Raw genomic sequence first — 13,318 nt, forward strand, 5'->3', positions numbered from 1 at the left:
ACTCAGCATTGGGCTGGAAAAGCCCTGTCGCATTCGAAAGGAAAGTGGCTTAAACGAGCACTTGGGGCGGCACAAAAACGGGACAGGTCCATCTCAACCTGTCCGAAGGTGATAGCGAGGATTGCCAATCCGTTCAGGAACTGGCCGAGCTTCATATCTCCAATGTGCGTATGAAGATAATCGAACTTAAGCGATTGGAGGCCGCTCTGAATGAACTTACGGCCAACTGTAACATCGGTAACGTTTCTTGCCCGATGCTTACGCAGATACGGACCTACTAATGGCACATTGAGGCTCGCAGTCGCCCTATGCCAACGCAGCATGACCCAAGATTCGGGCCGCGCAGAATCTACCGTTCGTTAGAGAGGTCAACTCGTTGATTTAGTAATGTTTCAATCAATCAACGAACATTTGTGCCTGGCCACGGTGTTCTTGAAGCACGCGGCGATTTCGGACAGTGAGCCCTACCTGCCGTGCCTGAGCAATCAGTTTGCTGCATACGCATTCGGCAGGTTTTATCAGAAGCCGACCTCTGATTTCCGAAACGCAGAGCAATGCGTTCTGCTTATCTTTGTCCCAAATTGGGCTAGGCAGACTCAGATCTTCTGTTGCTTTCCATTGTATCAAGGCTTGTATCGTGTGTACTCAAAGTCCATATACACAAGGCTTACGTTTTTCTTTTTCGACCTGCTGTCTCCCAAACTCGGCGTTCAGTCTTTCGATTCAGACCGACCACGCCGAGTCGCCGCAATAATGCGGGCGGCAAGTATTAGGAGACTTCCACCATGGCAAATGGCACAGTAAAATGGTTCAACTCGACCAAAGGTTTTGGCTTTATCGAGCCTGAAGATGGTAAGCGCGATGTGTTCGTGCATATCTCAGCACTTGAACGTTCCGGCATCAGCGAATTGAAAGACGGCCAGAAGGTCACTTTTGACGTCGAAGCTGGCCGTGACGGACGCGACAGCGCGGCCAATCTGGCACTGGCCTGACCTTTTACGGGCACCCTTATGGGGTGCCCGTTTGCACAATGGGCTGCTAAAAGCCCTTGGAGAAAAAGTCAGTTGCAACAGCAGGAATTGACCCGGGCGCTCGCGCAATACCGTGTGCCCAATACGAAGCGTAGCGTTTTTGAACTGACAATCACTGTCATCCCCTTTTTCGCGCTATGGGGCGCAGCGTGGTTTGCGCTATCCCTTAGTATCTGGGTCACTGTTCTATTGGCCATCCTGAACGCCGCATTTCTGGTGCGTATCTTCATCATCATGCATGATTGTGGTCACGGATCTTTCTTTAGAAGTCGCACCGTTTGCAATTGGACCGGCCGGGTTCTGGGTGTTCTCGCCCTGACACCCTATGACGTCTGGCGGCAAAGCCATGCGATTCACCATGCCTCAACCGGTAACCTTGATCGGCGTGGTATGGGTGACATTCCTACATTGACCATTGAGGAATACCTGAAACGGAATTGGTTCGGGCGTGCCGCTTACAGGTTAATCCGGAACCCCTTCTTTCTGTTCTGTATCGTACCGGTCTACACGTTCTTTTTTCAAAATCGCTTGCCCTTTGGTTTCATGCGGTCAGGCTGGCTGTATTGGGCAAGTGCAATGGGAACAAACGCCGCGATTGCGGTGGTCCTGGCTCTGATTTTTTGGACCGGAGGCCTAGATGTACTGGTTTTTGTATTCCTTCCAACCATGATCGTCGCTGCATCGATTGGTATTTGGCTATTCTATATTCAACACCAGTTTGAACACACGACTTGGGAGCGGGAAGAAGTGTGGAATCTTCAGAACGCCGCATTCTATGGAAGTTCTCACTACGCCCTGCCAGGCATCCTGCGGTGGTTCTCTGCCAATATCGGTGTGCACCATGTTCACCACCTTGCCAGCCGCATACCGTTTTATCGGCTAAACGAGGTTTTGCGTGACCATTCCGAGTTGGAAAATTGCCAGCGTATTACTCTATATGAGAGCCTTCATTGCGCACGATTGCATCTTTGGGATGAAGAAAGTCAGCGCCTGCTGACGTTTTCTCAGGCTTTGTCGAACGCCAATCCCAACAAGAGTCTAGTGTAATCTGGCGCGCACCAAAAAGGCTTCGACAGTATCACCGCCGAGGGCGCGAATGGCCTCTAGTCGGTGAAGGCCTTCAATCAGCACGAACCGCTTGTTGTCCGCACGTATCTGGATCGGCGTCTTCTGGCCATTCTTCAGGATATCTTCTGCCAGCGTCAGAACCTTTTGTTGATCAAGTGTTTTGGCCCGTTTCACAGGTACATAGATCAGGTCGAGCGGATATGGTTTTTTCTCCAACATAAGCTACGTGTGCGCCTTTCTTGCGTTTATTCCGGTTCGAAGTTCGCTTCAAAGGCAGGCGCTGGAACGTGCGTCATAGAACCGAACGAACAGCATCGCGCAGCTCCTGATGCATGATCCAAGTCGCTGGTTCATCGTCACTTTTGACGTGAGAAGATGCCAATACCTGAGCGGCGCCATCATTTTGAGCCGATCCGGCTTCGGGAAGCTCGAGTTCCAGATATTCTGCAATCGATAGCCCGATTTTCTTGAAGACCTTGACGGACGCCTCGCGCGATTTGTAACCAGCTGCCTTGGTTAACTGACCAATGCTCAGTCCTTCCTTGCCTGCGATTGTAAGTGCTTTGAGCATGGTGACCTGCGCAGTGGAGAGCCTGATCTGACGCAATGCTTCGACATATTCTCCTTCACTGGGAATGAAGTTGCCGGAGTTCGCCTCCAAACGACGTCGAGCGCTGCGTTTCCTGTCTCGCTCTTCGAGAATTTCTTTTAAGGCTTCAATGGCCAATGACGGTGTTTCGCCAACTGCATCAGCAATCAAACCTTGCGTTTTCGCTGGTGGCTTGGGGAATGCGCGCGCAACGCTGTTACCGCTCAGAATGCCAGCCTTAATCAAGTACTTTCCAAATTCTACTTCGATCACTTCTGATACGTCGGCGTTCCGCGTCTTGCGAACACTGCGGTCCTGAAATGCTCTTTGTTCCAGACCACGCACTGACATCTTTGAGTCAGAAAGGGTCACTTGAGGGGCATTTTTACGCATTAGAGAAACACCACTACAATTACCGCTGCAACAAACACTGCTAACGCTATAGATATCTTAATCCCGTGGGACCGGCGACGCGCCTTTTCGGCTTTGATCCTTTTGCCAAGATTTTCGTCAATCGAGTTATGGTTCACGGCTTGGTCCTTCCGGATTTGTCAGGCGATATTGATTTCCACGAACCTATTTTCGCGGATTTTTTTCGGCGCACTTATCGTTCTGTCGTGTGAACGGCCGATTGCATTCCCAACCATCACCTCTTCGATTCAAATGAGCGTTTGAAGGAACAAGGATCGCATCGCACCTGTCCCGGTTTGCGCGAAAACCACGTTCGCATTTCCATCCAGAGTAGGAATCTGGTTCAAGATACGCATGCTGTGGAACAGCCACAGGCTCACAGCCGCTCTCCGCCGCGTTGTAACCTCTGAGGCAAACCCAACCATCCGAGCTTTTTTTATCGCTCAGACGACCGTTTTTTGGGACTTCTATTGCAACACAATCCTGGTTCTCCTTACGAAATCCCCAGTTGCAGTGTATTTCCTGTGCGCCAAACCTAGTTTCGACGTATCCATTTTGAGGTGCAATCAGTTCTTCGCATTTTTCTTCGACACGCTGGAACAGCCGATTGCACTCCCACTGATCTCCGGTTGATGCAAGATAGGCATTTTCAGGAACTCTTATTTCCTCACAGAGATCTCCGACATTCTGAAAACCGTGATTGCATTCCCAGCCAATGCCATAGGAGCTACCCGTCAAATATGCGTTTTCCGGTAAGTCTATTCTTTGGCACGATCCGTTCTTGTTTTCGAAACCTTGGTCACAAACCGATCCATCGGCATTGCCTGCGACTTGGGCAGGAAGCTGCGTCCCTGAGAACAACACCAAGAGTGTCGGGATCAAACAAAGAATGCAGCGCGCAAACAGGATGAATGACTGATTGAAACGGAGCCTGAGACCTGATCTATCGGGCATCATGCACGCAATTTATGAGCCATGTGTTGTTCATACGGCGCTTTCTTTCATGGGTCACGCGATGGCTGGCGCATGTCAGGTGACAGTTGCGAATGCATGTGAGGAACGAGCTCATAGCGAAGACCCCAGCGAAACCCGTTCCTATGCTGGGGCATATGCTACAGTTATTCTGAAGGCCATTGGATCATCGAAGCCGGCAGCATCGCGGCGACGAGTAAATTTCACCAATACACTTTTGTGGTTCTTAGCCAGCATAGAGTCAAGGAAGTTTCCCTCGTCGCAATGGGAGCACCGCTACGGCTAGTAGTATTTGAAACTGCCGGTGACCAAGGTTCCTGGTGAACTACCGAAAGAAATTGTCTGGTATTAGTTTTTCGTTGTGTCGATTTGGGGCCAGGCTATCAGCGGGTGGCAGTTTAAGTCGGCGTTTCAGTTGCCGGGCCTGAGTGCGGCGAAAGAGGAGTATGTGATCAAGGCTTCCTCGTAACTAGGAATGACTGGCCGGACGACATTGGCTGTCAGGCGGGGATGTTCGCGCCGCTTCTGCACAAGTACCCGCGGCGCGATCAATTGGCCGCTCGGTCCCGCACCCTGTAAATTGCGCCTGAGCCGAGAAAACTGTACTGCGAGCGTACGCAACAAGATTTTGACACTTCCGCTCAGGGCACGCTACGTCCCACTCCTGCGTAAAAGAACTAGAACCACTATGGATTGGCGACCGACAGCGCCGCTCGCCAAACTGTCTCAGATGTCTATGCGCTCTGCAATGCTTAGCGCGTCTTCCAGTTCAACGCCCAGGTATCGCACGGTGCTATCGACCTTTGTGTGCCCAAGCAGAAGTTGGACCGCGCGGAGATTTCCTGTCTTGCGGTAGATCTCAGCTACTTTGGTTCGGCGAAGCGAATGCGTGCCATATCCGCTCGGTTCCAATCCGATTGCGGTCACCCAGTCTCGAACCAGCCTGCCATACTGGCGCGTCGAGATGTGTGGTCGATCATGGAATCGGCTTGGAAACATGAACCGGCTAGCAAACATTTCCGGTGATTTTACCCATACCAATACAGTTTCTCGCGTGTTTTCCGTCAGTTCGAATTGAACAGATCGCTTGGTTTTGCTCTGGATCACCGAAACACGCTCACGGACGCGATCGTCTTTGACAAGATCGGTCACAGCGAGTTTGACCAGATCGCAGCCGCGTAGCTTGCTATCAATCGCGACGTTGAACATTGTGAGATCACGCAGATTTCCAGAAAGTTCGAGCCGGGCACGGATCGCCCAGACCTGTTTTGGGAGTAGCGGTCGTTTCTGACCGATGATCCGCCCCTTGTTCCAAGCTCTGGGTTTTGGGGTGACTGCAGGTAGTTGGACTCTTGGCATATTTTGCACTCCGATCCACCCTCCGCACCCAAGCAACAGCACCGCGCTGACCACCGAATAGTACAAGCGGCGTGAATGCCTGCTGTCCGATTATGAATACTGGCATGGTTTAGTGTGTGCATTAGGCGGCTTGAGCCCATATCACTACACATAAGAACGGTTCGAGTCCAAACCGCGCGTACGCTTCGTCTTCAGCACCGATTACCGATCGGGTTCCACGTTAAAAGGCCCGGGTCAGCACCAATAAGATAAAATGAGATATGATCAGAAAAGCTGGAAAGACCGGCGTCAGGTTATCAGCGACGCCGAGCTAACCCAGGGCTTACTGATACGCCATTTCGCCACGCGCTCAACCCCTTGCAGCGTCGACAAATCCGCTCTCCGAACCCTTCGCTCCAGAACGGCGTTCTGCAACGAAGACACGGGCGTTCTTGCGGCACGTCATTGTGGGCGCGAGCCATGATCGTATCTGCGTCGTTGTCGAAGTCTTCCATCAGTTCTTAGCCTCGATTTCTGTTTTGGTTTATACAGCGACTGGAAAAGAAAGTTCCGAGCCCTAAGCCTTGAGATTGAAGGAGCTGCCTGGTTCAGACTGTCCGATGGGACGGCCTGTAATCCGAGGGGTTTTAAAAGGACGAACTGGCATTCCTTCGTTCTCAGCAGCTTGGACAGCGAAAGCATACCGAGAACCGCTTGCGCATCCTCGTGGTATGGCTCGTTGATCTGATGATCCGTCGTCTGCCTCAGAAATGAGCGACTCCGAGTAGAGGTGCCGAAGTTGAGTCTCAGACACACCGTCAGCTTCCATGATCAGTTGCACCATCGGATCGGCCAAGAGTTGGTCGAGCAGGAATTGCGACAACTCCTTCGCAGACAATTTATCCCTTGCGCGGGCTCTCTCCAAATCAGTAAGAGAAACGGTCAACGTTCGCGCCAGACCGGGGTGAGATTTCCGTGGAAGCAGAAAGATTAGCACTGATGCTTTCCAGGCTTCTGGATCCAAATAATCTGGTGGTGCGGAAAGCTCAGTTTCTATGTCGTATTCGCCCGCCGGGAGTAATTCGTCAAAGCCAGGGAAAGTAAACGGCCTGGAAAAGACTGCGATTGTCTTGCTGATTAGTTGGTTCATTTGGGTAGTTCTCCTTTGCTGATACCGCTCGCTCGGAGATGTAAACAAGAACAAGCCACCCGCTCCCGGCAGGGTATTATCAGTTTTGAGGTTTAGGCTTTGATTTTTCGGGGACGGCGTCCTGCCCTTTCGACGTCACTTCTTTTTTTGACGCGTCCGCATCGTTTTCCTTCAGTGCGGCAGCCGCTCTGGTCGTAAGGTCTTTGAAAGACATCATTTTGATCCTTTGATTGTCCGCAACACTCACGAGCCCAGATAGGGTGTGAAAAGTGAATGCGGGTACCACCAATATAGGTATTGGTGGCCCAATTTACTACGTAAAGCCGTAGAATAAGACGGGTGGATGAAGCAGAACCGAGGCGGCGGCAACCCTGGCGCGCTACTTTCGCTTCGAATATGGGCGATCAGTGTTCGCTGCGGTGCAGTCAACCAATGCGCCATCACCATGGAAAACTTTTGCTACATCGGGTGCAGCCATGCCGCGCGAGAGCGCGCTATAGTTCAATTTCAGCTTCACCTCGCCACCAGGGCGAAGCAGACAATTGGTGTTTTCAACAACGATATGATCACTGGTGGCTCCGACGAACGTGACGCCAGCAGGGAAAATTAGACCCGCCGCATCGGTGTCCTGGAGTCCAATGGCAAGGATCGACCGAGTGTTCGAAGGACTGTCTAAAGTCACACACTGCATTGAAGGTATAGGGTATGGAGCACGAGATTCCAGCATCGCGCATACGCATGATATTGCTGATCCGCGCGTCCGCCAGCCCTGTCGCGCCACCTTCAAGCATAGCATTCGCAATCTCAGGATGACCGCAAACGGCTTTTGTCACACCTGTCACCGTAATTCCGCGGGGTCTAAGGTGGTCGACCAGGAACCGTGTGTTGTACCGAATTTTGTCCAGATCAACGTCGATACGCAGCTTGCTCATTCAATCGTCGTAGCACGTACGGGTTGCAAGCGCGGAAAGGCAGATAGAACCATATTCACCAAGTTTTTTGGAGGACGGTTCAATGCGTCAGTGACCGGGAGATACAATTTGCAGTTGTAGTCTGTGATGGCCTTTGAAATCTCAACATCATTCATTCCTTCATGGTTGATCGTCATGCCAATTACCTCTGTGTTCGCAAAAGCCTCGATCAGGGTGATTTCATCGCAAGGGTCGGGCATAGTCATGTTGGGGAAATCACATCGACGTTTTCGTTTAGGCGCGTGTTGAAGAATAACTGCATGTGGCTGACTGCCTCGCAGAATGAAGGCTGATGTGCAAAAAGCCGGATGGCTTAGCGCGCCCTGGCCCTCGATCACTATTACATCGGGGTGCTCACCCTCGGATGCCGCAACAACAGCGCGCTCAAGTTCGCCACAACAAAATTGCGGCGGCACCGAATCCATCGCGACACCATACTTGGCGCCCTGCATCAAACCTGTCTGGCCGGTGCCGACCAAAACTGTTTTGATCCCATGCGCGTTAAGTGCGCCTGTCAGGATTGTCGCGGTTGTACGCTTTCCAATTGCACAATCGGTGCCGAACACCGCGATGCGGATCGCCTGGACGTCTCCAATACTGCCATCTAACAGGCGCAGGTCGGGATTGGGCCGCGGCTTGCGAATGTCGCGTATCGTGACATCGTGAATTTTGGCAAATCCGGCGAGCTCCTTGTCATCGCTAAGAAATTCATGCAGCCCACTGACGATGTTCATTCCGAGCGTTATCGCATCCACAACAACTTCGCGATCCTCAAGGGACATTCTGCCGCTGGCCGGCGCCATTCCGTAAATAAAAGTGTCGGGGATCGTAGCTTCATTAGCGACGGCGGCATCAAGATCATCGAAGATGGGAACCTGATTTGCGATATTATCAAGCACTTTGCCACTGTCACAACCGCCATACGTGCTGTCGATCACCGAAAGAACGCGATAGGCCTGTGAATGTCGAACGAGACCATTAGCCGTCTTGCCATCGATCTTTGCGAAGTTTCCTTCGCAATACACAATTGCAGTCGGTGTATCTGTCACGAGTGCCTTGCTGTGAAGCTCTGGAAAAACTGCTTGTTTAGGCGCCAGCTTTTGCGCATCGCTGGCAATGAACTGCTTGGCATCCGACGCAATGGGTACGGGTTTCATATTTGTTCCTTTTTAGAGTGTGAAACGCGCGTCCTTGGTAAGGACGGGCAATAATTGTGAAGTTTGGGAAAGTGGGCTTTCTGTCTGAATTCTCACTGGTTCAGAACACACAGCCCTTCTGATCGATGATAGTTTTTGTGGCATTGCCACCCATTGCCGGATCGGTCGATATGGGCATTTGCCGGTAGCTCGATTGCATTGCAGCGATCACCGGACGCCTCGTAGCCACGTTCGCATTTCCATCCAACTCCATGGATCGCGTCATCGTAGAAAGCATTTTCAGGCACGATGACGGCATCGCACCTTCCGTCTCGCTCAAAATATCCACGCTCGCAGGTCCAGGGGCGCCCGCTGGTTGATGCGTTCAGAAAAGCGTTTTCCGGCACTGCTATTGCAACGCACGCTTCACCATCTGTCTCGTAGCCACGGTTGCAACGCCATGCAGATCCATAAGTGCTGTTCGTCAGGTAAGCATTATCCGGCACGACAATTTTCTGGCAGCTATCGTCTACTTTTGTGTACCCCCGCAGGCATCGCCACCTCTCACCTGATGGATCGAGATATCCACCCTCAGGCACAATTACTTCAGTGCAAGAGGTGCCACCAACTTCAATGAAGCCATGCATACATGCCCACCCTGAGCCGTAGGTTCTGTTTGTGGGGTAGGCATTTCCCGGCACGACAATGGCCACGCATTCTTCGCCTTTCAACCGATAGGACAAATCGCATTCCCAACCGTCGCCATACTTTTTGGGATGCGCGTTATCAGGGATCGAATTTGTTTCGGCCGATGCGGGACTTGATGAGATAAAGGAGCCCGCCAAACTGCTGAAGACGACAACAAACAACGCAGTCATCAAGTGAGCGCAAAACCAGTGCTGTTTTTTTCGATTTGCCCTGGTGCTAACGGCGTTGTCCGAATGTTGAGTGATTGAGTTACGATCCATCCAGGTTCAGCCCCTCGATACAGGCCTGTGCCAGATCTTTGTTAGGAGTTTCAGATCCCGGTACCGTTGCCCAGCCTGCCTCCATGACGGCATCCTTCCGTTTGAAAGAAGAAGCCTCTTTGATTGTCGTTATTTTTTCGGCGCGTTGGGCGTCAGTTCTCGCCATGTCGACGCAGACCGGAACCAACGCAGCGATTACATTGTCGCGGGACATGGCGTTGGCCATCTTGTCCGCGCTACCGCCGGTCATCCATCCACCCCATGAAAATCCAACGACGCCTACGAAAACCCCGCCGATCAGAGCACCGTAGATTCCGGGTTTAAGCCATTCGGGCGTGTTCATAATCTATTCCTCCTGCGGGGAAAGCGCCGCATCGCTGTCATTGTTAGATGTGGCCAAGGTCTGGTCGTGCTTGAGCGCCAGTTCAAAATCTTCTGGGTCAATTGGGCGCACTTCCGTGCGGCCTGGCTTGCTGCCTTTGCCCCGAACTGTCAGGTAGGTTCCGGTTCTGCGATATGCTTCGAAACTCAGGCCCTGCAGTAGCTCTTCTTCGACAATTACTTCATACTCGCCTGCAGGAAGTTCATCCGGGTAGCCGCACAAAGAGAACGGATTGGAAAACGTCACCAAAGAACTGGACGATCTCGTGCTCACCTTGGTCCTCCATATAGTTGTTGGATCTTCCTCGCGCAGTCTGCCGCGGAATACGCTTGTAAGCGCCGCGGAAGTACTGGCGTTGTAAATTAGAATAATGTGCAAATGGCAGACGCGCGCTGATCGATGTTAGTCGGCGGCCAATGACTTGAGATTCTATTGGAATCTCAAATGCATTTGGCATCCGAGGATCAGATACTGCCAGAAAATTGACTAACCTGCGTCAGTGCAACGATGTTTGGTTTCCGGCAACCTGATTTGTGTTGGCGGGATATTTGCTGGCGTGTTCTTAACGAGTAATTGAGAAGCGCAGGAAATCCAGTACCGCAATCGGACTGTATTTATCTTGCGCTTCTTTTTCAGTGAAATCCCAAATCTGCCGAAGAGAATGGCGTCTCTAACCAGGCAACCATCATCAAAACCCCGGCATCGCTCGAGGGGTGAACCTATTGCTTCAACAGTGGCCCGGCCTGATCCAGATAAGTGGGGTCAAAACCGGCCAACGTCACCAGTCCGTCATAATCATCAAATGCCACTTGCCCGGATTGAAAAGTAACCAACCCCTTCTCCCGCAGTTGCCGTAGGACACGATTAACATGCACGGCACTCAGTCCCAGCGCATCGGCAAGGTGGTATTGTGTCAGGGGGCAAGTGTATCCCGTCTTGTTTGCCATCCCGACCTGAGTCAGCCTCACACCAAGTTCCAAAAGAAAATGCGCCATGCGCTCACCCGCATCTCGCCGTCCTATGTTGACCAGGTGCTCAACCACCATCGCTTCATCTCGAGATACCGCCCAAAGAATTGCTGTCGCCAGCCGGGGCGTTTGCGCAAATGCTTCCAGGAGATCATCCACTACTACCTCAATAGCTTGGATTTCCATGATTGGTTCTATGCTGTGATCCGAGGTGTGCAGCAGAACGCTTCGCAAACCCAGAAAGTCACCCGGTATTTGGAAATCGACGATCTGACGCGACCCGTCAGTCTGGGTTTTGTAGGAACAAACCCAGCCCGAGGCCAGAATGTAGGCAGCCTGCTCTGATTGCCCTTGATGCACAAGGTCACGTCCGGCTTCAAAGGTTCTGCGGCGTTTGTGCAAGCGTGCCAATACCGCAAGTTCAACCTCAGTCAGAGCGACGAAGTTTGAAAGCTTTCGGGTGAGTGGACTATTTTTGATAGTGCGCAAGTGTTCTTCCTTCATCGATGAGCAGCCCGCGAAACTATCCGACGCCAAGACTGCTTTCGATCAGTTAAGTATACAGCAATCTATGCCAGTATGGTGCAATTCATCGTGGCGCTTCCATGCTTGGACGCCTGTTAGAAAAGGACGTCTACCATGGCTGACCGGCAAGACCATTCAGGAATGGCCGCACTCTCAATTTGTGAAGCGCTTTTGCTTGCAATTAAAGATCGTGAGCTTCTGCCCGAACATGAAATTGTGGGAGTTCTGCATGACGCAGCTGCTGTCCACGAAACAGCGGTCGGCAATAACGATGAAAAGGACATGCACCAGGCCGCCGCTGTTCTGATAAACAAGATCATTGCTTCCGGCTATCGCGTTCGGCAGTAACGTTAAGTCCCGCATCGGAAAAACAAGATTATGCTCGTCAAAAAAAAGCAAAATTGCAAACAGAAACACTTTTGGTGCCTCGTTCCTGATCAATTCAAACACGAAACGAGAATCAATGTTTCAATGCCTTCCATATCCTGCGTCCTGATTGTCCGACCGAGCTGCGGCGAGGGTACAGTTTCCGTTAACGCAAATACAACGCCTGCGAATGACCTGATTGGTGACACTCGCCGCGCCGCAACAATAAGTATGCCGCGACCGCGAGCAAATGCTGCTTCAGCGAAGGCTCCAGATCGAATGACGGCAAAGTCCCGCTGTTTATCTGTTCATGCGCGGTGCAGCGAAAGGCGGTTCATCCTAGATCTGCCGTTCGTGGATCATGCGGCGAAGGCGTCGGAAGAGCCCGAAGCGGGCCTGTCAGAATGCGTCAAGGCATCAACAAATGAATGTAGGTTGGACTATCCGAAGAGGATCTAAGAACAACATAAAGATTGCCGAATTCGCTTTGGTCGATCGTGACGTCTTCAAGCACGCCCATGTATTCCAGAATTTGTGGAATGGTTTCAGCATGGGTGACAATTAGAACTGTCTCTTTTTCATGGTCGAATTCCAATGAATCGACCAACCCTGCGACATCGCCTTTTGGCAAGGCATTGATTTCAAGGCCAAGGGCGTTGGCAATTATGCCGCCGGTTTCTTGAGTTCGCAGCGCATCCGACGTGATGATGGCATCAAGGCCAACATTCCTAAGCATCTCAGCCCAATCTGCTGCGCGCTGTCTGCCCTCCGGGGTGAGGACAGGGTCAGTTCCAGACAGCTCTTTTTCACCATGTCGGATCAGATAAACTGCTTCCTGAGCTGCGGCAGAAAAACCAGTCGCCAAATTCAGAATCAGAACGGCACAAAGAAAACGCACAAAATTGCACTCCCGACTTGTGAACAGGGTGCCATCTTTTCAGGAAGAAGCTGGCAAATCAAGTTGGCGGCAGCTCTATCCCAACCTGCGGATGTTGATCCACCTTAGCAGCCACAAAACATGGCGGTACATTCAGCTGACCTTTGTGAGCCAAGTTTTCAATCGGCAGCCCGCCCATCGTCTCTCAGAACTTTGAACAAGGCCATAACATGTTCATCGCCGTAGCCGGCTTTGACTGCTTTCTCAAAAAGACCTCCAACGTGGCTTGGAAACCCAGCATCCATGCCAGCGTCAATGGCTTGCTGCTTCAACAGTTCCAAAGATGCCTGCCAAACGGACAACGTGGCCGTTCTTTGATCGTAAGTTCCATCTCGGATTGTTCCGACATGATGCTGAATGCGTGCACTATCAGGAAACATCGAAATGAACTTTTGCAGTTCAACCCCCTCTGCCATGAGCAGCCTCATCTGACTGGTCCAAGTTGATTGTTAGTGGATCATCGGCCTGTGATCCATCGGGATGATGGTTTCAGGTGCCGGCGGGCG

17 protein-coding genes are annotated in these 13,318 nt (G+C 51.7%); 4 read left to right on the forward strand and 13 right to left on the reverse strand.

The features are described from left to right. Nucleotides 1-785 precede the first annotated feature (785 nt). Nucleotides 786-992 (forward strand): cold-shock protein, encoded by a 207-nt coding sequence (locus ACR0M9_RS20635; RefSeq protein WP_170430361.1) that lies wholly within the window; start codon nt 786-788, stop codon nt 990-992. Between the two features lie 18 nt (nt 993-1,010). Next, on the forward strand, nt 1,011-2,078 hold the full coding sequence (locus tag ACR0M9_RS20640; RefSeq protein ID WP_480774551.1) for a fatty acid desaturase: 1,068 nt from the start codon (nt 1,011-1,013) through the stop codon (nt 2,076-2,078). Here ACR0M9_RS20640 and ACR0M9_RS20645 read toward each other — a convergent pair. From ACR0M9_RS20645 to ACR0M9_RS20665, 5 genes are all read right to left on the reverse strand, one after another. After that, entirely contained in the window at nt 2,070-2,318 is a 249-nt protein-coding gene (locus ACR0M9_RS20645; protein WP_170452343.1) for a ParB N-terminal domain-containing protein, read from the reverse strand. The two genes, ACR0M9_RS20640 and ACR0M9_RS20645, sit on opposite strands and share 9 nt — an antisense overlap. Nucleotides 2,319-2,391: 73 nt before the next feature. After that, on the reverse strand, nt 2,392-3,081 hold the full coding sequence (locus tag ACR0M9_RS20650; protein ID WP_480774552.1) for a hypothetical protein: 690 nt from the start codon (nt 3,079-3,081) through the stop codon (nt 2,392-2,394). A 183-nt stretch (nt 3,082-3,264) separates the two neighbouring features. Continuing rightward, nucleotides 3,265-4,053, reverse strand: coding sequence for a hypothetical protein (locus tag ACR0M9_RS20655; RefSeq protein ID WP_480774553.1), 789 nt, complete (start codon nt 4,051-4,053; stop codon nt 3,265-3,267). Nucleotides 4,054-4,797: 744 nt separating this feature from the next. Further along, complete coding sequence (locus ACR0M9_RS20660; RefSeq protein WP_170403722.1) at nt 4,798-5,430, reverse strand: tyrosine-type recombinase/integrase; 633 nt, start codon at nt 5,428-5,430, stop codon at nt 4,798-4,800. A 556-nt stretch (nt 5,431-5,986) separates the two neighbouring features. Then, complete coding sequence (locus ACR0M9_RS20665; RefSeq protein WP_480774554.1) at nt 5,987-6,559, reverse strand: hypothetical protein; 573 nt, start codon at nt 6,557-6,559, stop codon at nt 5,987-5,989. Nucleotides 6,560-6,902: 343 nt separating this feature from the next. Between ACR0M9_RS20665 and ACR0M9_RS20670 the strand changes: the two genes are divergently transcribed. After that, a complete protein-coding gene (locus tag ACR0M9_RS20670) occupies nt 6,903-7,169 on the forward strand; it encodes a hypothetical protein (protein WP_480774561.1) in 267 nt (88 codons plus the stop codon). On the opposite strand, the gene ACR0M9_RS20675 is transcribed toward ACR0M9_RS20670, so the two are convergent. The 6 genes from ACR0M9_RS20675 to ACR0M9_RS20700 all read right to left on the reverse strand — a co-directional run bounded on the left by ACR0M9_RS20675 (nt 7,126) and on the right by ACR0M9_RS20700 (nt 11,488). Then, nucleotides 7,126-7,491 (reverse strand): alanine racemase, encoded by a 366-nt coding sequence (locus ACR0M9_RS20675; RefSeq protein ID WP_480774555.1) that lies wholly within the window; start codon nt 7,489-7,491, stop codon nt 7,126-7,128. The genes ACR0M9_RS20670 and ACR0M9_RS20675 overlap by 44 nt on opposite strands. After that, on the reverse strand, nt 7,488-8,687 hold the full coding sequence (locus tag ACR0M9_RS20680; RefSeq protein ID WP_480774556.1) for an N-acetyltransferase DgcN family protein: 1,200 nt from the start codon (nt 8,685-8,687) through the stop codon (nt 7,488-7,490). Before ACR0M9_RS20680 ends, ACR0M9_RS20675 begins: the two co-directional genes overlap by 4 nt. A gap of 92 nt (nt 8,688-8,779) precedes the next feature. Further along, nucleotides 8,780-9,634, reverse strand: coding sequence for a hypothetical protein (locus ACR0M9_RS20685; RefSeq protein ID WP_480774557.1), 855 nt, complete (start codon nt 9,632-9,634; stop codon nt 8,780-8,782). Beyond that, on the reverse strand, nt 9,624-9,977 hold the full coding sequence (locus tag ACR0M9_RS20690) for a hypothetical protein (RefSeq protein WP_480774558.1): 354 nt from the start codon (nt 9,975-9,977) through the stop codon (nt 9,624-9,626). The genes ACR0M9_RS20685 and ACR0M9_RS20690 overlap by 11 nt, the downstream gene beginning before the upstream one ends. A 3-nt stretch (nt 9,978-9,980) precedes the next feature. Next, complete coding sequence (locus ACR0M9_RS20695) at nt 9,981-10,289, reverse strand: hypothetical protein (RefSeq protein ID WP_480774559.1); 309 nt, start codon at nt 10,287-10,289, stop codon at nt 9,981-9,983. A 446-nt stretch (nt 10,290-10,735) separates the two neighbouring features. Beyond that, a complete protein-coding gene (locus ACR0M9_RS20700; protein ID WP_170499212.1) occupies nt 10,736-11,488 on the reverse strand; it encodes a Crp/Fnr family transcriptional regulator in 753 nt (250 codons plus the stop codon). A 135-nt stretch (nt 11,489-11,623) separates the two neighbouring features. On the opposite strand from ACR0M9_RS20700, the gene ACR0M9_RS20705 reads away from it, so the two are divergent. Beyond that, complete coding sequence (locus ACR0M9_RS20705) at nt 11,624-11,857, forward strand: hypothetical protein (RefSeq protein ID WP_010442296.1); 234 nt, start codon at nt 11,624-11,626, stop codon at nt 11,855-11,857. A 427-nt stretch (nt 11,858-12,284) separates the two neighbouring features. On the opposite strand, the gene ACR0M9_RS20710 is transcribed toward ACR0M9_RS20705, so the two are convergent. Together ACR0M9_RS20710 and ACR0M9_RS20715 are read right to left on the reverse strand one after the other, a co-directional pair. Beyond that, nucleotides 12,285-12,773 carry a phosphoglycerate mutase family protein gene (locus ACR0M9_RS20710; protein WP_480588790.1) on the reverse strand — a complete coding sequence of 163 codons (489 nt, stop codon included), beginning with the start codon at nt 12,771-12,773 and terminating at the stop codon, nt 12,285-12,287. Nucleotides 12,774-12,931: 158 nt separating this feature from the next. Beyond that, nucleotides 12,932-13,228, reverse strand: coding sequence for an imine reductase family protein (locus ACR0M9_RS20715; RefSeq protein ID WP_480774560.1), 297 nt, complete (start codon nt 13,226-13,228; stop codon nt 12,932-12,934). Between the last annotated feature and the right edge of the window lie 90 nt (nt 13,229-13,318).

It is taken from the genome of Ruegeria sp. CH2 (genome assembly GCF_056537065.1).